Source organism: Actinomyces marseillensis (genome assembly GCF_900155605.1).
GTDB lineage: Bacteria > Actinomycetota > Actinomycetes > Actinomycetales > Actinomycetaceae > Pauljensenia > Pauljensenia marseillensis.
Genome location: NZ_LT707420.1, coordinates 556,115 through 580,271, shown reverse-complemented (window position 1 = coordinate 580,271; position 24,157 = coordinate 556,115). Strand labels below are relative to the sequence as shown.

At 59.1% G+C, this 24,157-nt stretch carries 23 protein-coding genes and 1 pseudogene; 16 read left to right on the top strand and 8 right to left on the bottom strand.

The annotated features are described in order from the left end of the window. Window positions 1-115 precede the first annotated feature (115 nt). From BQ8011_RS02515 to nrdF, 4 genes are all read left to right on the top strand, one after another. On the top strand, window positions 116-865 hold the full coding sequence (locus BQ8011_RS02515; protein ID WP_072457178.1) for an AzlC family ABC transporter permease: 750 nt from the start codon (window positions 116-118) through the stop codon (window positions 863-865). Further along, window positions 865-1,194, top strand: a complete 330-nt coding sequence (locus BQ8011_RS02510) for a branched-chain amino acid transporter permease (RefSeq protein ID WP_072457176.1) — start codon at window positions 865-867, stop codon at window positions 1,192-1,194. The genes BQ8011_RS02515 and BQ8011_RS02510 overlap by 1 nt, the downstream gene beginning before the upstream one ends. A 144-nt stretch (window positions 1,195-1,338) precedes the next feature. Further along, window positions 1,339-2,649 (top strand): alpha/beta fold hydrolase, encoded by a 1,311-nt coding sequence (locus BQ8011_RS02505; RefSeq protein ID WP_072457174.1) that lies wholly within the window; start codon window positions 1,339-1,341, stop codon window positions 2,647-2,649. Window positions 2,650-2,787: 138 nt separating this feature from the next. Then, window positions 2,788-3,750 (top strand): class 1b ribonucleoside-diphosphate reductase subunit beta, encoded by a 963-nt coding sequence (gene nrdF / locus BQ8011_RS02500; RefSeq protein WP_034500868.1) that lies wholly within the window; start codon window positions 2,788-2,790, stop codon window positions 3,748-3,750. A gap of 81 nt (window positions 3,751-3,831) precedes the next feature. Here the strand turns inward: nrdF and BQ8011_RS02495 are convergent, their stop codons facing one another. After that, window positions 3,832-6,468 (bottom strand): SpaA isopeptide-forming pilin-related protein, encoded by a 2,637-nt coding sequence (locus tag BQ8011_RS02495; RefSeq protein ID WP_072457172.1) that lies wholly within the window; start codon window positions 6,466-6,468, stop codon window positions 3,832-3,834. Window positions 6,469-6,699: 231 nt separating this feature from the next. On the opposite strand from BQ8011_RS02495, the gene BQ8011_RS02490 reads away from it, so the two are divergent. The 10 genes and pseudogenes from BQ8011_RS02490 to pknB all read left to right on the top strand — a co-directional run bounded on the left by BQ8011_RS02490 (window position 6,700) and on the right by pknB (window position 17,581). Beyond that, on the top strand, window positions 6,700-7,401 hold the full coding sequence (locus tag BQ8011_RS02490) for an FhaA domain-containing protein (protein ID WP_034500872.1): 702 nt from the start codon (window positions 6,700-6,702) through the stop codon (window positions 7,399-7,401). Next, the gene (locus tag BQ8011_RS02485; protein ID WP_034500874.1) at window positions 7,398-7,874 is read left to right on the top strand and encodes an FHA domain-containing protein FhaB/FipA; all 477 of its coding nucleotides are present in this window, start codon (window positions 7,398-7,400) and stop codon (window positions 7,872-7,874) included. Before BQ8011_RS02490 ends, BQ8011_RS02485 begins: the two co-directional genes overlap by 4 nt. Window position 7,875: 1 nt before the next feature. Further along, window positions 7,876-8,571, top strand: a pseudogene (locus tag BQ8011_RS02480) (PP2C family protein-serine/threonine phosphatase); the annotation flags it as partial. Window positions 8,572-8,669: 98 nt separating this feature from the next. Continuing rightward, window positions 8,670-9,371: an FhaA domain-containing protein gene (locus BQ8011_RS02475; RefSeq protein ID WP_034500872.1), complete on the top strand. Its 702-nt coding sequence runs from the start codon at window positions 8,670-8,672 to the stop codon at window positions 9,369-9,371. Further along, window positions 9,368-9,844, top strand: a complete 477-nt coding sequence (locus BQ8011_RS02470) for an FHA domain-containing protein FhaB/FipA (RefSeq protein ID WP_034500874.1) — start codon at window positions 9,368-9,370, stop codon at window positions 9,842-9,844. The genes BQ8011_RS02475 and BQ8011_RS02470 overlap by 4 nt, the downstream gene beginning before the upstream one ends. A 1-nt stretch (window position 9,845) precedes the next feature. Next, complete coding sequence (locus BQ8011_RS02465) at window positions 9,846-11,186, top strand: PP2C family protein-serine/threonine phosphatase (protein WP_034500875.1); 1,341 nt, start codon at window positions 9,846-9,848, stop codon at window positions 11,184-11,186. Next, the gene (locus BQ8011_RS02460) at window positions 11,186-12,604 is read left to right on the top strand and encodes an FtsW/RodA/SpoVE family cell cycle protein (protein ID WP_072457170.1); all 1,419 of its coding nucleotides are present in this window, start codon (window positions 11,186-11,188) and stop codon (window positions 12,602-12,604) included. Before BQ8011_RS02465 ends, BQ8011_RS02460 begins: the two co-directional genes overlap by 1 nt. Further along, a complete protein-coding gene (locus BQ8011_RS02455) occupies window positions 12,601-14,058 on the top strand; it encodes a peptidoglycan D,D-transpeptidase FtsI family protein (RefSeq protein ID WP_072457168.1) in 1,458 nt (485 codons plus the stop codon). Before BQ8011_RS02460 ends, BQ8011_RS02455 begins: the two co-directional genes overlap by 4 nt. After that, the gene (locus BQ8011_RS02450) at window positions 14,055-15,602 is read left to right on the top strand and encodes a serine/threonine-protein kinase (RefSeq protein ID WP_072457166.1); all 1,548 of its coding nucleotides are present in this window, start codon (window positions 14,055-14,057) and stop codon (window positions 15,600-15,602) included. The genes BQ8011_RS02455 and BQ8011_RS02450 overlap by 4 nt, the downstream gene beginning before the upstream one ends. Continuing rightward, window positions 15,575-17,581 (top strand): Stk1 family PASTA domain-containing Ser/Thr kinase, encoded by a 2,007-nt coding sequence (pknB, locus tag BQ8011_RS02445; RefSeq protein WP_072457164.1) that lies wholly within the window; start codon window positions 15,575-15,577, stop codon window positions 17,579-17,581. The genes BQ8011_RS02450 and pknB overlap by 28 nt, the downstream gene beginning before the upstream one ends. 113 nt (window positions 17,582-17,694) lie before the next feature. On the opposite strand, the gene BQ8011_RS09050 is transcribed toward pknB, so the two are convergent. From BQ8011_RS09050 to BQ8011_RS02435, 3 genes are read right to left on the bottom strand one after another with little or no spacing between them, the layout of a single operon-like run. Further along, complete coding sequence (locus BQ8011_RS09050; protein ID WP_034500888.1) at window positions 17,695-17,847, bottom strand: hypothetical protein; 153 nt, start codon at window positions 17,845-17,847, stop codon at window positions 17,695-17,697. Window positions 17,848-17,860: 13 nt separating this feature from the next. Then, window positions 17,861-18,607: a class E sortase gene (locus BQ8011_RS02440; RefSeq protein WP_072457162.1), complete on the bottom strand. Its 747-nt coding sequence runs from the start codon at window positions 18,605-18,607 to the stop codon at window positions 17,861-17,863. Next, a complete protein-coding gene (locus tag BQ8011_RS02435; protein ID WP_083429972.1) occupies window positions 18,600-19,328 on the bottom strand; it encodes a DUF881 domain-containing protein in 729 nt (242 codons plus the stop codon). Before BQ8011_RS02435 ends, BQ8011_RS02440 begins: the two co-directional genes overlap by 8 nt. 187 nt (window positions 19,329-19,515) lie before the next feature. On the opposite strand from BQ8011_RS02435, the gene BQ8011_RS09285 reads away from it, so the two are divergent. Continuing rightward, window positions 19,516-19,944, top strand: coding sequence for a cell division protein CrgA (locus BQ8011_RS09285; protein ID WP_231945347.1), 429 nt, complete (start codon window positions 19,516-19,518; stop codon window positions 19,942-19,944). 483 nt (window positions 19,945-20,427) lie between these two features. On the opposite strand, the gene BQ8011_RS02425 is transcribed toward BQ8011_RS09285, so the two are convergent. From BQ8011_RS02425 to BQ8011_RS02415, 3 genes are all read right to left on the bottom strand, one after another. Further along, window positions 20,428-21,192 (bottom strand): DUF364 domain-containing protein, encoded by a 765-nt coding sequence (locus tag BQ8011_RS02425; protein WP_072457160.1) that lies wholly within the window; start codon window positions 21,190-21,192, stop codon window positions 20,428-20,430. Window positions 21,193-21,200: 8 nt separating this feature from the next. Further along, window positions 21,201-21,995: a rhomboid family intramembrane serine protease gene (locus BQ8011_RS02420; RefSeq protein ID WP_231945346.1), complete on the bottom strand. Its 795-nt coding sequence runs from the start codon at window positions 21,993-21,995 to the stop codon at window positions 21,201-21,203. 121 nt (window positions 21,996-22,116) lie between these two features. Continuing rightward, on the bottom strand, window positions 22,117-22,638 hold the full coding sequence (locus BQ8011_RS02415) for a peptidylprolyl isomerase (RefSeq protein ID WP_034500899.1): 522 nt from the start codon (window positions 22,636-22,638) through the stop codon (window positions 22,117-22,119). A 153-nt stretch (window positions 22,639-22,791) separates the two neighbouring features. Here BQ8011_RS02415 and BQ8011_RS02410 point away from each other — a divergent pair, with 153 nt between their 5' ends. After that, window positions 22,792-23,382: a hypothetical protein gene (locus BQ8011_RS02410; protein WP_052040799.1), complete on the top strand. Its 591-nt coding sequence runs from the start codon at window positions 22,792-22,794 to the stop codon at window positions 23,380-23,382. A gap of 122 nt (window positions 23,383-23,504) precedes the next feature. On the opposite strand, the gene BQ8011_RS02405 is transcribed toward BQ8011_RS02410, so the two are convergent. Then, window positions 23,505-24,089: a hypothetical protein gene (locus BQ8011_RS02405; RefSeq protein ID WP_231945345.1), complete on the bottom strand. Its 585-nt coding sequence runs from the start codon at window positions 24,087-24,089 to the stop codon at window positions 23,505-23,507. Between the last annotated feature and the right edge of the window lie 68 nt (window positions 24,090-24,157).

Sequence of the window (24,157 nt, the reverse complement as noted above, 5' to 3'; positions counted from 1 at the left end):
GCACGCCAGTCCAACAATGGTGGCTCTGGCCGTATCGACCTCGGTCCCGGCCAAGCTGACCACCCCGGCATACGCCTCTCAGAGATCGACCTCCTCGACCGAGTAGAGTGGAGGAATGCCATCCTCGACCCGCACGGAAATCCTCACCGGAATCCGCATGACCGCACCCATTGCGGCGGGTTACATTCCTCTGGGGATTGCATACGGCATCTTGGTCATGCAGCTGGGAATGCCGTGGTGGATGGCCCCGGCACTGTCAATAGCAGCTTTCTCAGGATCTGCTGAGCTACTCGTCATCACTTTGGCGGCCTCGTACACTCCAATTGCCGTCATCGCTGTAACGATGATGCTCGTGAACTTCCGGCATCTTTTCTACGCGTTCTCTTTTCCTCTTCACCTGGTTGAGGGAAGGTTCGCGCGCTTCTTCTCCATGTATGCCCTGGTCGACGAGGCCTATGCGATCACCGCAGCGCGCCCCGAAGGCTGGACGAAGCCTCGTCTCCTTGCCATGCAAGCCACCTATCTGACGACATGGGTGGCCTCTGGTCTGGTTGGCGTTCTTGCAGGGTCGTTCATTCCCGCTCAGATCCAGGGCTTGGATTTCGCGCTCACAGCGCTGTTTATCACCCTCACCGTCGACTCGATTCGCTCCATCAAGGACATTCCCTCGGTTGTTTTGGCAGCTGGGTCCTTCCTCATCGCGATGGCCATCTGGCCTAAACAAAGACTTTTGCTTGCACTGCTGCTATTCGTCGCTTCCCTTGTGGTGCGTCATGTGCTTACAAGAAGACGCGAAGCCTCTTCCAGTCCCAGCGCCGATTCAGACCATCAGCTGCACGCGCCGCACACCGGTGAGGAGGCCTGATGTCCCACTCGCTCCCCTACCTCTTCGGAATCCTCCTGGTCGTCTTCGTCATCGACTTCACCTTGCGCGCGCTCCCTTTCAAGATCCTCGAGCCCCTGCGCGAGTCAAGCTTCGTTCGGAATATGGCCGTATGGATGCCTCCCGGGATTTTGCTAATCCTCGTCTTGGCGACGCTCAGCGATAACGCAGGCTCTGCAGGCTCCCAATGGTGGGCGGCGATTGTCGCGACCGTCATCACTGTTGTTGTCCATCTGGCAGCGAAACGGCGCCTCCTGTGGAGCGTCGGCCTCGGAACCCTCAGCTACATCCTCATGTTGAACTTGCTCTAGAAGCCTGACTTCCGCTGCCCGCCTCGCCCCTCCACACGAAGTCGACAAAAGACACAGCTCGTTCCCTGCGACATTCCGCAACTTCGTGTGGCATTTGGGCAGTAGGAGGCAAATCCACACACCCCACCGCGCTACCCTTGTCCCATGCGTACGAACTCCTACATCCACCACGCTCACACCGTTTACGAGCACCGCCTCGACGTCCCCCTCGATCACACGCGTCCCCTCGGCGCAGATAACCCGACCATCGAGATTTTCGCGCGCGAGGTCGTGCGTCCCGGCAAGGAAAACGCGCCCTACGCCGTCTTCCTCCAGGGCGGTCCCGGCTACCCCAGCCCTCGCTTCGGCACTTTTGACGGCGGGTGGATGAATCGTCTCCTGCAGGATTACCGCGTGGTCCTCCTCGATCAACGAGGCACCGGCCAGTCCACCCGCATGGATGCGCAATCCCTTTCCTTCCTTCCGACCCCACAGGAAAAGGCCAACTACCTGCGCTATTTCCGCCAAGACCAGATCGTCTACGATGCCGAGGCCTTCCGCCACGAGCTCGCGGGAGACGAACCATGGACGACTCTTGGCCAGTCCTACGGCGGCTTCATCACGACTTCGTACCTCTCGCTTGCGCCCCAGGGCCTGAAAGCCAGCCTCATCACGGGAGGCCTGCCCGGCCTCGTCCATGTCGATGAGATCTACCGCCTGACCTACCAGCGCACAGCAGCGCGCAACCGCGCCTATTTCCAGCGTCACCCCGAGGACGAGACAACGATCCGTCAGATCGCCGCGCACCTTCGCGACACTGAGGAACTCCTCCCGACCGGCGAGCACCTGAGCAGCGCGCGCTTCCGTCAGATCGGCATGATGCTGGGCGGACAGGGACGCACCGATCAGCTCCACTACTTGCTCGAGGGCCCGTGGGTGACCATCAACGGCCAGCGCCGCCTGTCTACCCAATTTTTGGAAGCAATCGGTGACGCAACGAATGTTGCGCCGATCTACGGCGTGTTCCAGGAATTTATCTACGCCTGCGCAACGCCCGAATTGCGCGGAACCACGACGAATTGGGCGGCAGATCGCCTGGCCGAAGAAGTTCCCGGTTTCGCCAAGGATGCTGATCCCCTGGATACTTCCGAGCCCTACTACCTCACGGGTGAGCACTTCATGCACCGCGTCTTCGACGAGGACCCGGGGCTCGCTCCCTTGGCGGAAGTCGCGCAGATCCTCGCTGAAACGACGGATGCGACTCCCGTCTATTTCCCCGAGGCCTTAGCTGAGAATTCCGTCCCCGTCGCCGCCGCGGTGTACTACGACGACATGTTCGTCCCGCGTGAGCTCTCCCTTCAGACTGGTGAACTCATGGGTGCGCACCACTACATCACGAACGAGTACCAGCACGATGGATCGCTCTACTCCGGTGGAAAGGTCGTCGATCACCTGCTCAAGCTTTTGGCGGACTAGTTCCTGCGGCCTCGTTATTTTCGTGATTCATTCAATCAGAGGCAGATTTCAACCGACGAAGACGGTAGTCTTTAGAACTATCAGGCCCGCTTCCTATCCCGGATCGCGCCGCATGAAACACTCGTGTCAGGAGGACGCGTGAGCGTAACGCCCGTTTTTGAAGCCATTAACTGGAACCGCATCGAAGACGATAAAGACCTCGAGGTCTGGGATCGTCTGACCGGTAATTTCTGGCTCCCCGAAAAGGTGCCCTTGAGCAACGACTTGGCATCGTGGAAGACGCTTACCGCCGAAGAACAGCGCATGACGAACCGTGTTTTCACCGGTCTGACCCTGCTCGACACGCTCCAGGGAACTATCGGCGCGGTCTCGCTGATTCCGGACGCCCGCACCCCCCACGAAGAAGCGGTTTACACGAATATCGCCTTCATGGAGTCCGTGCACGCGAAGTCGTACTCTTCGATCTTCTCCACGCTCTTGTCCACCGAGGAGATCAACGAGTCCTTCCGCTGGTCGAACGAAAACGAGGCCCTGCAGCGCAAGGCAGAGATCGTAAAGTCCTACTACCAGGGCGACGACCCGGAAAAGCGCAAAGTCGCCTCGACGATGCTCGAGTCCTTCCTTTTCTACTCGGGCTTCTACGCGCCCATGTACTGGAGCGCTCACGCGAAGCTCACGAACACCGCTGACTTGATCCGCCTGATCATTCGCGACGAGGCCGTGCACGGCTACTACATTGGCTACAAGTACCAGCTGGCCGTCAACGAGTCCGATGAGGCTCGTCGCCAGGAGCTCAAGGACTACACCTTCTCCCTGCTCTTCGAGCTGTACGAAAACGAGGAAGAGTACACCGAGGACCTCTATGATCCGCTCGGCCTGACCGAGGACGTCAAGAAGTTCCTGCGTTACAACGCCAACAAGGCCCTCATGAACCTGGGCTACGAGGCCCTCTTCCCCGCCGATGCGACGAACGTGAACCCCGCGATCCTGGCGGCCCTGAGCCCGAACGCGGATGAGAACCACGACTTCTTCTCGGGTTCTGGTTCTTCCTACGTCATGGGTGAAGTTGTCGATACCGAAGATGAGGACTGGGACTTCTAAGTTCTTTGCCCAACTCACCTGACTGAGCGTTAAAGGAGGGGGCGCCCGCCGTTTGGCGGGCGCCCCCTCCTTCGCTATTTCTTAGGCTTCAAGCCCTTCGCGTCGTTTCATCCACACGATGCCACCGGCAGCAACCATCAGCACAGCACCCGCTCCAAGGTAGGGGTAGATGCCTGTGGACCCGGCTACTGGTAGATGCCCAACCTGAGTATCAACCACGCGGATACCCGGCAGAGCCGCATCTCCAGTGCCGGCCTTTGCGGGTAAAACTCTCACGGAGGAGAAACCATCATCGGGACCAAAATCGGTGGTGATCACGGTCGAGGCAGCAGCATCGGTTCCAACACTGATATGGAAGGGAATGGGACGCGGCAGCAGAACGTGTCCTGCAGGCGCGCGGGTCTCAACCAGCCAGTAGGTCTTCCCCGTTTCAAGAGAGGGGCTGACGAAACTGGATCCACCATCAAGAACGCTGATCGGAGCACCGGTGAGTGCCTGATTGTCATAGATCGCGAAAGCCGCGCCATTGAGCGGATAGGTTCCATCATCGTTTTGAGTTCCGACCGGTTGGGTGCCGGCCTTCTCGATGCGGATCGGTCGCGGGCGAACCGGGGCGCAGGCCTCGTTATTGGATTCACCATCGTGGTCGTAGTTTCCGCTGACGCGGTTATACAGACCATTCTTTGGGCGAAGGCGATCATTCTGGGTTGCACACTCGAGCGCGACCTCGTTGTAGCCCGCCGCGGTCTTATCTCGGCTCACACGCATACGGATGTACCACGTGGCTGACTGACCGGGCTCAAGATCCGCGCCTTCGGTAAGGACATAGGATGCGGCGGCCGGCTGCACTGCAGCGCTTGCAAGTCCCTCAAGAGTGGTCGCGACCGCAGCCGAGCGGACATTCAATCCCGGTGCGAAGTCCGGGGTGTCGGTCAAGCGACCTGTTGTTCCCTTGAGCGAGCCGTCGTTGGTGGCGCTGATGCGATAGGTCACTGTAATGTCATCGGTCGTTGCGCCTTCAACGCTTTCCAGGTCCTTCTGGATGCGCAGCTTGGGGACCTTTTCTTCATTCGTGAAGGTGCAGGTGATGGGCAGGGCTGCGGGGGATGAGGCCGGGGCGACCTGGGAGAAGTCCACACCGCCCGTGTCAGGGTCACGAGTAACGTTGACCCGCTCGCCAATGCCGTTCAGACAGGTCACGTCGACGAGGTTCCACTGCGCGGAGTTCGGGTCGTCACTGGTCTTCCAGGGGCCGAAACGCCCCGGTGCTCCAAACTGCAACGGGAATCGGCCGGCGATGCGCGGCCCTGTCTCAGCGACGACGAACTGAGAGAAGCCGGGCATGAAGGCCCTGTACCCGGAGGTGACCGCCCCGGCCTTGCCGAAAGCGGTCGGGGTCAGGTTCGCGTCCTCGAAGGAGTTCCAACCGACGAAGCCATCGGCCGTGACGCTGGTGCTGAGCGGTGTTCCCGTGGGCGCGGACCAGTCACCAACGCCCATCGTTGTAAAGGTGAACGGTGGGATCGTTTCGCCCACCTGCTCGGAGTCCTCGGTGACCGTCTTCGCGACGCGCAGGTAGCGCTCTTGGCTGAAGGAGCCGTAGAGGCAGCCGAAGGAGCTCTGGTTTTCCTTGGTCGTGAAGGTGGAGACCGGCGTGGCGCCAGCAGGGGGTGTTGCCGGGCAAGAACCATCGGCGCTGGGAACGAACCCGTAGAGGACGAGTCGATAGGGGATCCCGTTGACGCTGATCGTCTGGTCCGAGGTGGTCTTCGTGATTGTCAGGACGTCGTCTGACTGGGGGGTATGGTCGGGCACGCCCGCCGAACCCGGATAGTACTGGGGCTGATCCGTGTAGATGTCGTATCTGCCTTTTCCTTCACCAACTCTTTTGAAGCAGTGCCAGTTGCCATCGGATCGAGCGAGCGCATAGTAGGGGGCAGTCGATGGGCAGGTGCGCGGCGCGGAGGCACGGGAGACCCACTCGTAGGGGCCTCCCTTGCGTCGCACGGCCGTCGTGTCCGTGTCGTTGTCGGTTTCCTGCTGGTCAAAGGGGAAGGATTCCTCCAGGTCACCAATACGAATGTCGAAAGACGAGTGCACCCAGTGAATCTGGGAGTAGATCGGGAAGTTGTTGTGTCGAACCGTACCGATAAGGAAGGTGCTGTTGAGGGAGACCGTCCCGGGGTCATTCGGCTTGTATCCGAGCGCACTGGTTGTCGAGGTCGAGATCGCGTTGGGAGTGTAGTCCCCGTGGTAGGCGTAGTGGTAGTAAGCGGCCATGTGGTAGTCCCAGGCCACGCCTCGAGTAACGTAGGACCAGTAGTCGCCGTTATTCGCAACATTCGCGTCAAGCCAGTCTTGGGAATAACCCGCGCGATAAGCGACGGAGCGCTGGTTCGGATCCGAGGAGTCGTAGTTGGTCATTCCGCGGACGACACCGAAGTAAGAGTTGTCAGCAACAACGGTGCTTCGATCGGTTCCCGAGTCATTGAGAACAGCCTTGCCAATTCGACCTTCGGAGCGATTGAAAGTAATGGTGTCGGCACCGGGTGTTTCAAGGGGGGCATCTGCCCGGGCCGGGGATTGAAAATTAGTCACTGCGGGAAGGGCAATGAGGGCTGCAAGGATGCACGAAATCACCGCATAGCGCGTAGACTTTCGACGCTCAGGACGACGCTGTACATGCTGCGGTTGGGGGGCAGTTCTGAACCGATTCATATGTCTCCGTATCAGGGATCTCACATGATATTAACAGCATTAATTGACATTGCAAACATGTGACCTGCGTCATCAATAGAGCACCTTAACGGGCCCACTCAAATAGCCTTTCAAATACCCTTCACCCCACCCAATTTGGGACGAAACTGTAAAATACTGTCAGTAGGTCTGTCGAATCCCTCGGGTTAGGGCCTGCACGCAAGGTTAGATACCGAACAAGGAACAGTCTGCATGAGTATTTTCGACCGTTTTGAAAGCGCGGTAGAGCGCGGTGTAAACGGTGCCTTCTCGCGTGTTTTCCGTTCGGGAATCAAAGCAGTTGATATCACCTCGGCGCTCAAGCGCTCCATGGAAGACCACGTCCAAGAACTCTCCACCGACCGCGCGATAGCCCCCAACCACTTCCTCATCCGCATGGCACCCTCCGATATGGACGCACTGGGTGACCTCGACATCCTCGCCGGCGAATTTGCCCAACAGGTAACCGATCACGCGGCCTCTCAGGGCTACGCTCTTCTAGGCCCGATCTCCATTGATTTCACGCGCGACTCGGAGGAATTCACCGGCCAGCTCCAAGTGGAAGCACGCAACGAACGAGGCGCCGCCGCCCCGGCCACGGCCTCGTCGCCCTCCCCCGAGCACCCCATCCTCGACATCGACGGCCAGAAGTGGCTCCTCACCGAACCCGTCACTGTCATTGGCCGCGGAGCCGAGGCCGACATCACCGTTGCAGACTCGGGCGTTTCGCGCCGTCACCTGGAACTTCGTATTACTCCGACCGGCGTGATTGCTACCGATTTGGGTTCAACAAATGGTACTTTCGTTGAAGGCCACCGCATTGATGCAGCGACCCTTTTGGACGGAAACCAGATCACCATCGGACGCACCCGAATCCTGTTCTGGACGCACCCGCAAAGTGAGGATGCCCAGTGACTTCAGATCTCACCTTCACCCTTTTCCGCTTGGGCTACCTTGTTCTCTTGTGGCTCCTCGTTTTGGGAGCGGTCTCAACGCTGCGCCGCGATATCTTCGGCACGGTCGTAACCCCGCGCGGAAAAGGACGCAAGGATGCGGATCGCAAGCGTCGCGAATCTCGGCGTTCAACACATACTTCCGAGCCGCGAAATCTTCTCCTCACCGGTGGCCCGCTTGTGGGCACGATCATTCCCCTCGGAAGCACTCAGATCGTCATTGGACGTTCACCTTCATCAACACTGGTTTTGGAGGACGAGTACGCATCTTCCCAACACGCGCGTCTGACCCCCGCTGACGGACGTTGGTGGATCGAAGACCTTGGTTCCCGAAACGGAACTTTCGTGGACGACGAAAGACTGACGTCGCCTCGGGAATTGAACGTGGGAGATATCGTCCGAATCGGCCAAACGACCCTCGAATTGGTGAAGTAACATGGCCCCACCCAAGCCCGTCGAATTTCACTACGCCGCTCGCAGCGACGTCGGCTTGGTGCGCCAAAATAACCAAGATTCCGGCTATGCGGGCGCGAATCTTCTGGTTTTAGCCGACGGAATGGGCGGCCCCGCAGGCGGCGATATCGCTTCCTCGGTTGCTATTGCTCACCTGGTTCCCCTCGATACCGACTCCCACCCCGCTGAGACTCTTCTCCCCTCTCTTCGCGATGCCCTCATGGACGCGCACGAGGAACTTTCCGAGCGCTCCGAGCAAGACCCCGAGCTCGCTGGACTGGGGACAACCTGCATCGCGCTCATGCGTTCGGGAAACAAGCTCGCCATGGTCCACATCGGCGACTCGCGCGCCTATCTCTTGCGCGGCGACACCCTGACCCAGGTCACCACCGATCACTCTTTTGTTCAGTACCTGGTGGACAGCGGCCAAATCACTCCTGAAGAGGCCGAACATCACCCGCAGCGCAATGTCGTCATGCGAATCCTTGGGGATTCTCAAGCCGATGTCACTCCCGATGAAACCATGCGTGAAGCAGTCGTGGGAGACCGCTGGCTGCTGTGTTCTGACGGGCTTTCCGGAGTTGTCTCCTCCGATACGATCGCTGAAATTCTCACCGATGTCCGCGATCCCGGAGAGTGCGCCGAAGAACTGATCCGGCTGGCTTTGCTTGCGGGTGGTCNTTGGGACGAAACTGTAAAATACTGTCAGTAGGTCTGTCGAATCCCTCGGGTTAGGGCCTGCACGCAAGGTTAGATACCGAACAAGGAACAGTCTGCATGAGTATTTTCGACCGTTTTGAAAGCGCGGTAGAGCGCGGTGTAAACGGTGCCTTCTCGCGTGTTTTCCGTTCGGGAATCAAAGCAGTTGATATCACCTCGGCGCTCAAGCGCTCCATGGAAGACCACGTCCAAGAACTCTCCACCGACCGCGCGATAGCCCCCAACCACTTCCTCATCCGCATGGCACCCTCCGATATGGACGCACTGGGTGACCTCGACATCCTCGCCGGCGAATTTGCCCAACAGGTAACCGATCACGCGGCCTCTCAGGGCTACGCTCTTCTAGGCCCGATCTCCATTGATTTCACGCGCGACTCGGAGGAATTCACCGGCCAGCTCCAAGTGGAAGCACGCAACGAACGAGGCGCCGCCGCCCCGGCCACGGCCTCGTCGCCCTCCCCCGAGCACCCCATCCTCGACATCGACGGCCAGAAGTGGCTCCTCACCGAACCCGTCACTGTCATTGGCCGCGGAGCCGAGGCCGACATCACCGTTGCAGACTCGGGCGTTTCGCGCCGTCACCTGGAACTTCGTATTACTCCGACCGGCGTGATTGCTACCGATTTGGGTTCAACAAATGGTACTTTCGTTGAAGGCCACCGCATTGATGCAGCGACCCTTTTGGACGGAAACCAGATCACCATCGGACGCACCCGAATCCTGTTCTGGACGCACCCGCAAAGTGAGGATGCCCAGTGACTTCAGATCTCACCTTCACCCTTTTCCGCTTGGGCTACCTTGTTCTCTTGTGGCTCCTCGTTTTGGGAGCGGTCTCAACGCTGCGCCGCGATATCTTCGGCACGGTCGTAACCCCGCGCGGAAAAGGACGCAAGGATGCGGATCGCAAGCGTCGCGAATCTCGGCGTTCAACACATACTTCCGAGCCGCGAAATCTTCTCCTCACCGGTGGCCCGCTTGTGGGCACGATCATTCCCCTCGGAAGCACTCAGATCGTCATTGGACGTTCACCTTCATCAACACTGGTTTTGGAGGACGAGTACGCATCTTCCCAACACGCGCGTCTGACCCCCGCTGACGGACGTTGGTGGATCGAAGACCTTGGTTCCCGAAACGGAACTTTCGTGGACGACGAAAGACTGACGTCGCCTCGGGAATTGAACGTGGGAGATATCGTCCGAATCGGCCAAACGACCCTCGAATTGGTGAAGTAACATGGCCCCACCCAAGCCCGTCGAATTTCACTACGCCGCTCGCAGCGACGTCGGCTTGGTGCGCCAAAATAACCAAGATTCCGGCTATGCGGGCGCGAATCTTCTGGTTTTAGCCGACGGAATGGGCGGCCCCGCAGGCGGCGATATCGCTTCCTCGGTTGCTATTGCTCACCTGGTTCCCCTCGATACCGACTCCCACCCCGCTGAGACTCTTCTCCCCTCTCTTCGCGATGCCCTCATGGACGCGCACGAGGAACTTTCCGAGCGCTCCGAGCAAGACCCCGAGCTCGCTGGACTGGGGACAACCTGCATCGCGCTCATGCGTTCGGGAAACAAGCTCGCCATGGTCCACATCGGCGACTCGCGCGCCTATCTCTTGCGCGGCGACACCCTGACCCAGGTCACCACCGATCACTCTTTTGTTCAGTACCTGGTGGACAGCGGCCAAATCACTCCTGAAGAGGCCGAACATCACCCGCAGCGCAATGTCGTCATGCGAATCCTTGGGGATTCTCAAGCCGATGTCACTCCCGATGAAACCATGCGTGAAGCAGTCGTGGGAGACCGCTGGCTGCTGTGTTCTGACGGGCTTTCCGGAGTTGTCTCCTCCGATACGATCGCTGAAATTCTCACCGATGTCCGCGATCCCGGAGAGTGCGCCGAAGAACTGATCCGGCTGGCTTTGCTTGCGGGTGGTCCCGATAACGTCACCTGCGTGGTCGCTGATATCGTCCCCGCGGGCACCGTCCCTCCCAGCGCACCGCAGATCGTTGGCGCTGCTGCGAAGGACCGCCTCGCGCCCACCCGTGGGGGTGGCGGGGCAGCGGCTCGCGCTGCGGCTTTGGCTTCCCCGACCAAGGAGCTTCCCGTCGACGACGAGGCCGAGGCCGAGGCCGACGCTCCTCGGCGCCCACGTTTCGCTTGGCTCTTGCCCGTCATCAGTTTGATGCTCGCAATTGGCGTCGTTATTGCCGGCTGGTTGGGCTGGCAGTGGAGCCAATCCCAGTACTACGTCATGGGCAAAGACGGCTCAGTCGTCATTTTCCAAGGGATCCCACAGTCCATCGGCTCGTGGAATCTCTCCCACGCCGTTGAAATCACCGACGTGAAGCTCGACCAGCTCGCAGCGGTCGATCAGCAGCGTCTTCAAGAGCCCGTCACGCGTTCCTCGCGCGGTGAAGTCGACGCCTATGTTGCGATCTTGCGCTCAAACGCCCGCGAGCGTGCCCTTCAGCAGGCGCGCGAAGCGCAGCAGGCTCAACAATCTCAGCAAAACAGCGACCAACAAAACCAGAGCCAACCCACCCCCACCCCTGAAGCAACACAGGAGGGGGGCAACTAGTGGCAACCGTTTCCATTAACCCTGTCCGCCCCCGGCGCGTCCTTGAGCTCTTCCTCATGTTGATCGCACTGGCGGTCGGAATCGGCGGCTACGTCCTGACCACGCTCAACCGCACGGGGGAAATCCCCGCGAATTTGGGACTCCACATCGGGATCTTGGTGGCTCTGGCGATTGTTGCCGAGGTCGGCGTTCACTTCCTCGCCCCCTACGCGGACCCCGTAATTTTGCCAATTGCGGTTGCCCTGACCGGCATGGGTTTGGCGATGATCTACCGAATCGACTTATCTCTTGATGCCCTAGGCATGGACACCGTCGGTGTCCGACAGTTGATGTTCGTTGGAATCGCCATCGTCCTTGCCGCGGTTGTCTTGGTGCTGGTGCGTGATCACCGTGTTCTTCGCCGCTACACCTACACTTTTGGCCTGGTTTCTGTTGTTTTGCTTCTGCTTCCTATGATTCCTGGCCTCGGCAAGGAAACCTACGGAGCGCGAGTGTGGATCAGCCTCGGCCCGCTTTCCATGCAGCCAGGCGAGCTGGTGAAGATCACTCTGGCGATTTTCTTCGCAGGCTACCTGGTTACTAACCGCGATAATTTGACCATCGGCGGGCCGAAGGTGTTGGGATTGCGCCTTCCACGCGCTCGCGACTTGGGCCCGATCTTGGTCGTGTGGCTTGTCGGCGTGGCAATTCTTGTCCTCCAGCGCGATCTGGGAACCTCGCTTCTCTTCTTCGGGCTCTTCGTCGCAACCCTCTATGTCGCAACGAATCGAGTCTCGTGGCTTGTCATCGGTTTCACCATGTTCGTCCCCGCGATTTTCATTGCGATCAAGACCTTCAGCCACGTGCGCGCGCGCTTCGATGTGTGGCTCAATGCCCTCGAGCCCGACGTCTACAACGCCGAGGCGGGAGGCTCCTACCAGCTGGTTCAGGGACTCTTCGGCCAGGCCTCGGGCGGGCTCATGGGAACCGGCTGGGGTCGCGGTTACCCGCAGCTCGTCCCCTTGGCGAACTCGGACTTCATTTTGTCTTCTTTCGCTGAGGAGCTGGGGATCACTGGTCTTGCAGCGATCCTTGTCCTGTACTTGGTCCTCATTGAACGAGGCCTGCGCGCAGCAATCGGCGTCCGCGACGGTTTCGGAAAGCTCTTGGCTACGGGCTTGAGTTTCTCCTTCGCCATCCAGATTTTCGTTGTTTTGGGTGGAATCACCCGACTGATTCCTCTGACCGGATTGACCGCGCCTTTCTTGGCCGCCGGCGGTTCGTCGATGGTGTCTTCTTGGCTGGCTGTTGCACTCCTGATCCGAGTTTCGGATGCTGCGCGCCGTCCTTCTGCGCCTTCCGCGTGGACGTCTGGCAGCCTCCCCGAGGTTGAACCTAAGCGCCGTCAGGCCCCCGAGCACATGGGAGGTCGCGCGTGAATACTCAGATTCGTCGCCTTTTCGTTATTGTGCTCATGATGTTTGCGGCCCTTGGCCTGATGGTGACCAATAATCAGGTGATCCAAGCCCCCTCGCTGAACGCCGATGGACGCAACCAACGCACGATTTTGCACGCGGCTGAAACCGACCGCGGTCCGATCATCGTTGATGGTACTGCGATTGCTTCCTCCGAAAAGGTTGAAGGATCCTCGCGCTACCAGCGCTCTTATTCCCAGGGTCCGCTCTACGCGCACACGACCGGCTATTTCTCGGCGGCATTCTCTCAGTCCACCGGGATGGAAGCTGCGGCCGAGGACATCTTGGACGGCCAGTCTCAGGCTCTTCTCGCTCAGCGTTTCCGCAATCTCTTTACGGGTCAGAACCGTCAAGGTGGTGGCGTTGTTTTGACGCTCAACCCGCAAATGCAGCAGATCGCCGCGGAAAAGCTGGGGAATCGTAAGGGAGCTGTCGTTGCTCTCGATGCCAAGACCGGTGCCGTTTTGGCCATGTATTCTTCGCCCTCCTACGACCCGAATTCCCTAGCGGTTTTTGACTCTCAGGAAGCCAATACGGCCTACACGGATCTGATCAACAATCCCTCAAAGCCTCTGTATAACCGTGCAATTGCTGGCGATCTTTACGCCCCCGGTTCGAGCTTCAAGATCCTCACCACCATTGCCCTGCTTGAAAAGGGCGCTGTCACGCCGCAAACAGAGATGGATTCTCCCGTCTCAACCGTCCTGCCGGGAACCCAGACCTCGGTGTCGAATATTGAGTCGACGGAGTGCGGTAATGGTCACCCGACTCTTGCCGAGGCCTTCGCGCGCTCGTGTAACACGACTTTCGTTCTTGCCAGCGAGAAGCTCACTCATACAGATCTGGCTGACCTGACGAATCGCTTCGAATTCGGAACAAGCCAGAAGATCCCCTTGAGTGTCACCGCCTCGCAGTTCCCGGATTCAACGGATTCTGCGCAGCTGGCGATGAGTTCCATTGGCCAGTACTCCGTGAAGGTCACGCCTTTGGAAATGGCTATGATCTCGCAGACCATTGCCAACAAGGGCACCATGATGCGCCCCTACATGGTTTCGCAGATCGTTGACTCTGACCTCCAGGTTCAGTCCGAAACTTCTCCGGTGCGCGTCGGTCAAAAGATCAGCCCCGAGATCGCTTCCCAGATGACTGAGCTCATGCAGGGAGTCGTCTCCCAGCCCTACGGAACCGGCACCGAAATGGCTCTTCCCGGTATTTCCGTGGCGGCAAAGACCGGAACGGCTGAAGTGGGTGATGGTTCGGGGCGCGCAAACGCATGGGCCGTTGGTTTTGCGCCCGCCGACAACCCGAAGATCGCCTTCGCAGTCTTGGTTGAGGGCGATGATTCTAGGCCCGTTCCCCACGGCGGAAGCGATGCGGGTCCCATCGCACGCGCGCTCCTCCAGGAGGGATTGAAGTGAGCGATTCGAAGCCTTCGACTGCCCCCAACCAACTTGCCGGACGAGTTCTTGGCGGTAGGTATCTTCTGCTCTCCCTGATCGCGCAGGGCGGCATGGGCGAGGTGTGGAAGGCACGTGACCGTGTCACAGGCCGGACCCTTGCCGCGAAAGTCTTGCGCCCCGAACTTTCCGGGCAAGAACTTTCTCTGTCTCGCCTGCGTATTGAGGCTCGAAACGCGATGAGCGTTGAGCACCCGAACATCGCGAACGTTCTTGATTCTGGCGAAGAAAACGGCCGTGGCTGGATCATCATGGAACTCGTTGAGGGCCGCCCTCTGACCGACTACCTACGAGGCGGACAATCAATCTCTCCCGAGTACCTCATGCCGATCCTCATGCAGATCGCCATGGCCCTTGGTGCAGCAGCCCAAGCGGGAGTCGTTCACCGTGACATTAAGCCCGCGAACGTTCTTATTCGCCCAGATGGCATGGTGAAGCTCACCGATTTCGGGATCTCGCGCACGGACTCGCAGATTGATCTCACTGCCGACGGTATGGTCATGGGGACCGCTCAATACCTTCCCCCCGAACAGGCGATGGGCGAGAAGGCTACGTCTTTGGGCGACCTTTACGCCCTGGGTGTGATTGCGTACGAGGCCGCAGCTGGGGTTCGCCCCTTTACCGGGAAGTCACAGGTTGATATCGCTTTCGCCCACGTGAATGAGCCTGTCCCTGCGCTTCCAGATTCGGTTCCTGAACCCTTGGCCCGAGTCATCTATCACCTTCTTGATAAGGATCCCCAGCGGCGCCCCGAGTCGGGATCGGCATTGGTCCGCGAGTTGGTTGCTGCTGGAAGTGAGATGGGGGTTTCCCTCCGAGCACGTCCGCTTCCCCCGCCGACGGTTGAGGCACCCCACCACGGGGCTCCTCCGACTCCCGGAGCGCCGGCCGTGGAGACTCGCGTGAATCCGACCCTTCGTTCCGGTGCCCCGGTTCAGCACACTCAGCGGCGCTCGCTTCCGGCGGATCTCCTCGAGCCGGTTGATCTTGAGGCGCAGGCAGCAAAGCCTTCCTTGGCTGCGCGCAAGCCGCTGGCCTCGCGAATGGGAAGTACTCCGCGCACGCCTCGCCTGCCCGAAACAACGACGCCCGAGGCGCAGGCAGCGAAGCCCGCTGCACCCACGCGCGAACGCCGGCCTTCCCCCACGAAGGCGGAGGCTGCCTCGGCAGAGACGCCCCGACGCCGCAGAAGCGCAACGCGGCCAAGCCGCGTCACGATCAACCCCGCTCTCATCCGCTGGCACGCAGTCACCGAAGAGAATGGGACAATCCGCACGAGCGCCCCGGTGAAGACTCGCTACAATCGTTCCGTTGTGGCACCGGAGCCAACGCGTAAGGACCAGATCGGGAAGTGGTTGGTCATCTTCTTGATCTCTCTCACCATTTTCTTAATTGCAGTTGCTACTATCCACAACAGATTCGGGTCACTCTTGCACCGAACAAGTGCAGAGGTCTCATCCAATCAGGAGGTTACGACATGGCAGATTCCGCCCCTCGAGTTCTAGGGGGACGCTATGAGGTGCGCTCGCTTATCGGGCGCGGAGGCATGGCCGAAGTACACCTCGGGTTCGACAAGCGCCTGTCGCGAATCGTTGCAATCAAGATGCTGCGAACCGACTTGGCGATGGATTCCGTCTTCCAGGCACGTTTCCGCCGCGAAGCACAGTCAGCTGCTTCGCTGAACCACCCCAACATTGTTGCCGTTTACGACACGGGTGAAGAGGCAACGCTTCTCCCCGATGGGCGTAAGGTCTCGATCCCCTACATCGTCATGGAGTACGTCGATGGGCGTCCACTCAAGGACCTCCTCTCCGACGATGCGGGTCCTTTCCCGATCGCCGAGGTCGTCGACATTGTTGCCGGCGTCTTGTCAGCGCTCGAGTACTCGCATTCGGCTGGCCTCGTGCACCGCGATATCAAGCCCGGAAATGTCATGCTGACCTCCAAGGGCGAAGTCAAGGTCATGGACTTCGGTATTGCTCGCGCGATTGCCGATTCACAGGCGACAATGACGCAGACCAATGCGGTCGTGGGCACGGCTCAGTACCTCTCCCCCGAGCAGGCACAGGGTAAGCCGGTTGATGCTCGTTCGGATCTGTACTCCACGGGCGTACTGCTTTTCGAGCTGCTCACTGGAAAGCCCCCCTTCACGGGTGATTCTGCCGTGGCCGTGGCCTACCAGCATGTCCAGACCATCCCGCCGCTCCCCTCCTCCATTGCGGGAGATGTTCCCGAGGCCATGGATCGCGTCGTGATGAAGGCTCTGGCCAAGAACCCCGACGATCGTTATTCTTCTGCGGCGGCCATGAAGGCTGATCTCTTGCGAGCAGCTCACGGCGCTCATGTGAATGCCCCCGAGACCGCTGTGTGGGAAAGCGCGGCAACCCAGACGCTTCCCACGGTTGCGGGCGCACCGGCATTCCCTTCGCCCTCTTCACCTTCGGATGCGACGCAGACCAGGATCGCACGCGCGGGTTCGCAGGCAACCGCGGTCCGTCGCGCAGATGAGGACGAGGAAGAAGACTCCAAGAAGAAGCGTCCTGCAGGTTTGATCGCTGGGATCATCACTGTCGTTCTTGTCGCTCTCATTGGCATCACGTGGCTCGTGGTCACGCATTCTCGCGAGGATTCCACCTCCGAGGTTCCCAATGTTGTCGGCCAGTCTCAGGCCGAGGCGATGCAGACCATTAAGAGCAAGGGCTTTGAGTGGGCAGTCGCCGATGAACAGGTCGCCTCCGATACGATCCCCGCGGGTTCTGTCGTGTCGACGGATCCTGCTGCGGGTACTGCCGCTAAGCCTGGTTCTCGAGTGATTGCAACGATTTCTTCTGGTCCCGCTTCGATTACGCTTCCCGATAACCTTGTTGGCATGAGTCCGGCTCAAGCCCAGCAGACCGTCGAGGCGCTGGGATTGAAGTGGACTCTGTCGGATCAGAAGGAAGCGTCAGATAACGTCGAAAGCGGCAAGATTGCACGCGTCAGTCCTTCTGCTGGTTCAAAGGTCCGCGCTGGATCGACCATCACCGGTTATGTTTCTTCCGGTTCTCAGAAGGTCACGGTCCCCGATGTTACGGGTATGAGCCAGGATCAGGCGCGCAATGCCCTCACCCAGGCCGGTTTGTCCGTTGGCAACGTCAACACTGTCGACGAGGCCGGGGCATCGCAGGGCCGCGTCGTGTCGACTTCACCCGCGGTTGGTTCCGAGGCGAAGCGCGGTGACACGATCTCGCTCAACATTGCTTCGGGTAACGTCGTCGTCCCCGATAACTTGACGGGACAGAACTACACAACCGTGGCCTCGTCACTGGAGGCTCTGGGCTTGCGCGTGACGATCATTCAGATGCCTGATCGTAATGCTGCCGCCGGCACTGTCACCGGCGTGACGCCCAGCGAAGGTTCCTCGGTGCGTCAGGGTAGCTCGATCACCCTGTACGTTTCGCAGGGAGCCAACGGCTCGGCATCACCCAGCGCATCGAGTCACTGAGGCGGAGCATAAAACTCACATAGTGTTGGGGGGCTTGGCACTGCCAAGCCCCCCAACACCTATATTCAGTAACTGAGCGGCGCTGCCCGCTCAAGCAGGCACAGCCTGGTTAATCAGACCGAGGCACCACCCAAGCCAAAGAAGCGTTCTGCCCACGGAAAGACGTAGGCGAAAAGCACTGCGACTGCGAAGGCAGCGATGACCAGGCACAAGAAGACGCGGAACCACGTGGGTCCCGGAAGGTGGCGGAAGAACCATCCGTACATGTTTTTTCCTTCCTTACTCCACGGGCTCGTCAAGCAATTCGGCGGGGACACCCGTGTTCTTCGGGGTCCACGATTCAAGCTTGAGGTGGACGATGAATCGTTCGGAATTTCCGTATTCGGGGTTGCAGGTCGTCATGGTCATCAGACGCTCAGTCGGCTGCTTCGAGAAGGTCAGGTCACCCGGTACTGGCGCGATGACGCGGATATTTGTTTCGTCGCTGGCGGGAACGATCTCGTTGGACTGGTAGGTGTAGACCAAGTAGAGGTCATTCGTTTCGACAACGACCTTGTCGTTTTGCTTGAGCAGATCGATGAAACGGAAGGAGTTGCCGTAGGAACGACGGTGCGCGGCAACAGAGAAGTTTCCAAGTTGCCCGGGCTGCGCGGTGTCCTTGTAGTGACCGGCCCAGCCCTGATCGATGATCGTGCCGGTTGTGCCCTCACCCAAGGGGATTTTCATCCAATTCCATGAGGGAACGTGGATGACGCCGTAGAGTTCATCGATCGCGGGGGTCTGGGTGAACTCCGGCGGGTCCTCGGTGTGGCGCTCACCGAGTGTGCGCTTCGAGGGGTGCTGATTGGAGAAGTCAGCAACGGCCTGCGCGCGCGGGCCCTCCACCTTGTAGCTGGTCCAGTACAACTGCCACACGGCAAATAACCCCAAAATGACGGCAATCGTAATGAGGAGCTCGCCGATGACCGAGAGGAAGGTGGCGCGCGACCGGCGGGGGGCTGCCGGTTCTTCTACGTGTTCACCCATTCTCTTTCACCACCTGTGCGTATCGAAGGGATAGATCTTGGGCGGACGCCGGAAACTCGAGGTTATCTGAAGTTTTCAGATCCCAGCCCAATCCGTAGCGTGCCACATAACGCTGGTAATTGACGACTCGAGGATTCGTTTCGACCGAATTTCGGAGCTGATTCACATTTCCGATGGCCGAGATTTTATAGGGCGGCGAGTAGGATGTGCCGCCGACAAGAATGACGTTTCCGATGCAGCGAACGACAGTCCGCGGTGCGATGCGTACTCCCTGCACTGTCATTGCTTCGGCGCCGCCCTCCCACATGGCGTTCATGACATCATCAATGTCTTGCTGGTGGATGACGAGGTCGTTCGGGTTGACGTTATCGGGAACCGTGTCAGTTGGCGCGTCGGAGAGCGTTACGGTGATGCCGGGTCCTGAAACGGGGTGCTTGGACAGTTCATCGACGGTGTCCGAAGCCTGTTGGTTCGTGGCGGGAACGTGAGCTGTGATCTGGTTCTTCAGGGAAGTGACAGAGTCTTGGAGTTCCTTCACTTCGCTTTGTCGGTGTCCGACGAGGCCCGCGAGGTCGAGGTGGGTTTGCGAGCGGGTTTCCGAGTTGGAATGCGCGCTTGCGACGAAGAGGATTCCCGAGGCCGTGGTGACGAGGAGAACCGAGGCCGCTGAACGCAGGGTGCGTCCCCGAGGACGGGTAAGCGGTCGTCCAAATAGTTTCACATCGTCTCCTGGTTGCGAGCAGGCTTTCGTTGAGATTGGGAAGTGTAGTTCTAGTATCCCCTGTTTGGGGTGTATACGCCCAGTTGCTTTTGATGTTTGGCCCAGTCCAGCTAGGCTAGAGGGAGGCCGCCTGTCGCGGCGTTACCCGGGAGTAGTTCCCGAATACCTGCCGCAAGAAAGGATAATCGTGGCTGAGCCGAAGAAGAGCGAGAGCGAGAAGGACACGAAGTCGCAGTCCGAAGAGACTCAGGCAGAAGAGTCAAAGCGCGAGGATCGCAAGCGCGAGACCAGCGAGAAGGATGAGCGCTCGAAGCGGGAGAAGCGCGGCAAGGCTGGTAAACGCGATAAGGCAAAGCGCGACAAGCGTGCGAAGGCTGCGAAGCGTGCAGCCGCTGAGTCCGAGTCTGAGATTCACGCATGGACCGATGGCATTCCGCTCTCTCCCGTGTGGTGGGCTCCGGTGTTCACGACGCTCATGATTGTGGGCCTGTTGTGGATTGTTGTCTTCTACATTTCGAGCGCCGCTTACCCGATCCCGCAGCTTGGTCAATGGAACCTCGCAGTGGGTGGTGGCATCGCGTTCATCGGCTTCTTGATGACAATGCGCTGGCGCTAAGCACTGATCTGGAAAAGCTCCTGCTGGGGGGTGTTCGCACGCGAACACCCCCCAGCTTTGTCTGCATTTCGCACGCTATCCACATACACGCGCGAGAATCCACACTCGCCCACACTCTATCCACAGGCAAATCCACAGCTGGGGATAAATCTCATGCGTGTAATTACCCAGCTTCGATTCCCAGATTTACGCATGAATTCGATTGGATGAAATGTGTATTCAAACCTACAAACCGCGAAATATCAACGAAAATCCAGAATTGTCTGCAAAGATCACGAAAAATGTGAATTTTTCCTTGGCTTTCAGCTTCGAACGCCCCCACATAACGTTTTCCACACGTTATCCACACCCTCAAAACTAAACAACAGCTAGTTCACAATAGATGCACAGCACTCGTTCAGAAAGCTGGGGAATAAGCAGCGAAAAGGCCGTAAATTGGGGCTTTTCTCTTCTAGTAAACAGCGCTGCGACTATGCCGCGCTACTAGCGAGCATGAAACTCGATACGCCTTCCGGCCTCGTACATGCCGCCGAGCAAATGCCCGTGCAATGCCGGCCGGAAGGAAGAGACATCGGTAACTGAGAAGGTTGTCAGAGAATCCACGCCGTATTCCGCAAGCATCGGTGCCGCAGGAGAGGAGGGGCCAACGATGATCGTACGCGCGCCTCGGGAAAGTTCAAGAAGGCGCGGCATGGTCTTATTGACGAAAGCAGAACCCGTAATAAACACGTAATCACAGGTCGGGAGAACATACTCGGCGGCAGAATCCGGCAAATCACCGGGAAGAGTATTGCGCTCGAGAACGATCAATTCGCTAACCGAGGGAAGCGCAGCAGGAGCAAAGGGAAAATGACCGATGACCGCCACTCTCTTACCAGCGGTCTGACGTGCCCAAGGATCAAAAAGGTTCTGCCAGTTATTGACCTCGCAGGGCGCGAATCCGGCAGCTTCAGCACGGGACGGAAGGGCATACCACGAGTTGAGAGCCGCCATGCCGACCGCGGCCTCGGCAAAGTTCCAACTCTTCGCGAAAGCTGCAACCTCGCGCAGACTCAGCCCCGTGACGTCTTCGGGAAGGGAACGCGGCACAGACTCGACGGGCATATGGAAAGCCATCCCGGCGCCGGCCTCGGAATTCTCAACGAAGGCCCACTTGCCTGCGCGCCCGCACGCGCTCACGCGCACGGAAGGATCGATCTGCTCGATCAAACGATCATAGATCTCCCACGGATTCCACATATCCAGCATTGCGAGTCCTAGATTCCGATAAGCACCATGTAGGTGACAACAAGGATGACGATCTCGGCGGCAAACATTCCAGCAACGCCAATAGCTGTACGTACTCCTTGCTTCTTCGCGGTCATTCCAGCGCGTGGTCGGCCGAGAAGGAGCAGCACCCACGCACAGAGCATTCCCGCGATGAGGCCGCCGATATGTGCCTGCCAAGAAATGCCCGAAACGATGAAACCGTAGAGGAGGTTGACGGCAAGAAGCCCGGCGATTGCGCGCGCATCGATACCTGCCGCGCGTTGAAGAACGAAAACCGCACCGAAGAGGCCAAAAATCGCGCCCGACGCACCTACGGTGACCGTATTCACCGTAGAGGTATCAATGAGCGCCCATCCCAGGACGCCGATTGAGCCGCCAAGAGCACTGATCAGGTACAGGGCAAAGAAACGGGCCCGCCCCAAGAGGGGTTCCAGTGCTCGCCCAACGGCATAGAGCGAAATCATGTTGAAGGCCAAGTGGGTGAGATTGAGATGCAGGTATGCAGTCGTCAAAATACGCCACGGCTGAATGAGTCCGTAAAGAGGAGTGAAACCCAAGTATCGCGTGACAATGTGGTTGCCCACAAAGTCCCCGAGCCACAGACCGATACACAAAATAATGGTCGCGTAGGTGATCAGCGGGGTTTCGGCGCCGATCCGCACATTCCCGACCTGACGAGGCCGAGCTGATCGGGAACGACCAAAGAAGTTGCCTCGGCCTCTGCCCGCGCAATCCACACAGATCGAACGAACTTCCGTGGGGACAACACACTGGGTGCACATCGGTCGATTACAGCGTTTGCAATAGTCGACGCTGCGCACTCCAGGGTGGCGCGGGCATTCCGGTGCGGCGTAGGGATCCGAGCGCCGCCCATACAGAGGCTGGGACATAGTTTCCTTAGTGTCAGTCGACGATATCGATCGAAGAGATCACGACATCGTCAACCGGACGGTCACCGCGACTCGTGCGGGTCGTGGCAATCGCGTCAACAACGCGCTTGGACTCATCATCGATCACTTCACCGAAGATGGTGTGGTTGCCAAGCAGCCACGGGGTCGGGGCGACGGTGATGAAGAACTGTGAGCCGTTGGTGCCCTTGCCCATACGCTTGCCCGCGTTGGCCATGGCCAGCAGGTAGGGCTTGTCGAAGTTCAGGTCGGGGTGGATTTCGTCATTGAACTGGTATCCGGGACCGCCTGTGCCGGTGCCCAGCGGGTCACCGCCCTGAATCATGAAGCCGTCGATTACGCGGTGGAAGATCGTGCCGTCGTACAGCGGACGGGAAGTCTGCTGGCCGGTCGAAGGATCGGTCCATTCGCGCTCACCCTTGGCAAGGGAGGTGAAGTTCTTGACGGTGTTGGGCGCCTGCTCGGGGAAAAGCTCGAGTCGAATATCGCCCATATTGGTATGAATTGTTGCTTCCATGACTCCATCGTTCCAGATTCACGTGAAATCGGCACGGGATTTTGCCGAGTTTTCCCGCGATTACGCTGCATGCGAAGGAGGAAGAGTGCACAATAGAGGGGTCACATACGTTCAAAAGCGAACGCAACTCTCTTAGACAGATTCGGAGACATCATGGCTAGGACCCCGAACATCGACACCGAAAAGCTCAAGGCTCAGAGCCTGCAGCTCCGTGACGCAGCGGCAGTGCACGCGGGCCGCATTGCCGTGCGCGCTGCCGATCTGGCAGAACAGGGACTGGATTGGGCAGCTCCCCGTGCACAGGCTGCACTGGCAAGCGCAATCGAGCGCGCCACCCCCCTTGTAGAGTCCGCAACTGATCGCGCACAGGCCGTTGCCGATCGCGCACAGCCCTTCCTATCCGATATTCACGGTCATGTCGTCGACGACTACCTGCCTCGCCTCAACCGTGCAGTGACCGAGTCCGCTGCTGCACTCTCCAGCGAGGGCGATCTTGGCGAACGCGCACGCGCTGCACGCTCGGCATCCGCAAAGGCCCTGACGACTCCGGCTCGCAAGAAGTCCTGCAAGAAGTGCCGCTTCCTGCGCGCCCTGTGCTTCACCGCTGTGGCCGCAGCAGCAGCCGGCGCAGGCTACGTCCTGTGGAAGCGCAGCCAGCCGATCGAAGATCCCTGGGCCGAAGACTACTGGGCAGACCTGGAAGTCGAAGACTACTCAGCCGATCAGGAAGCTTCTGCCGAGTAAGACAGAACGCCTCCAACAGGCTTCATGCTTTGTGGGGGGTCGCAACGCTTAGCGTTGCGACCCCCCATCAGTTTTTCGTCAAACCCGTCGTCAGCGAAGGCGCACGATCCTATAACGCTCCACTACACGCCGAACACGTAGAACATCGACCCCACAAACCCAATAGCTCCAAGCACCCAGGGGCTCACATTCAAAGCAATTCCCCACGTGTTGAGCTTGCGCTGTTTCTCAGAAACCGGGACTGCAGAACTCGGCATCGCCAAAACCACACCGAAAAGGTTGACCGGCGCAACAAGACCGATCCACATGATCAAGAAGAGAATCCATACCCAACCTGCGCCTTCGGGGTGCCCGCTCTTAATCGCATCTCGAATGAGGAGGTAGGGCACCAAGAACGAGCACGCGACAAACACCCAACCGACAAAACCAAGAATGAGCGGCGAACGCTTCAGCTTGGCTTCACCTTGGACCAGAGGCGCACCCACGTATTGGCCAGCCGGCTGCGGCATTGCCTGGTACCCAGGGCCCTGATAGAGCGCGGCGCCCTGCTGAACAAGCTGAGGATTCAGCGGCACTCCAGCGGCTTGCGGCATTGCTGCTCCTTGGACCGGCACTGTGCTTTGCGGCTGCCCCTGATCAGGGACTCCTCCAGCGACTCCCCCCTGATAGGGATTGCTTCCTTGGCCCGGTCCGCCCGACATGCTCACAATGTCCTCCTTGCGAATAAGTATTCCGGGGATTGAGACTATAGGAGGCCGGGCACCTACGCAAAGCT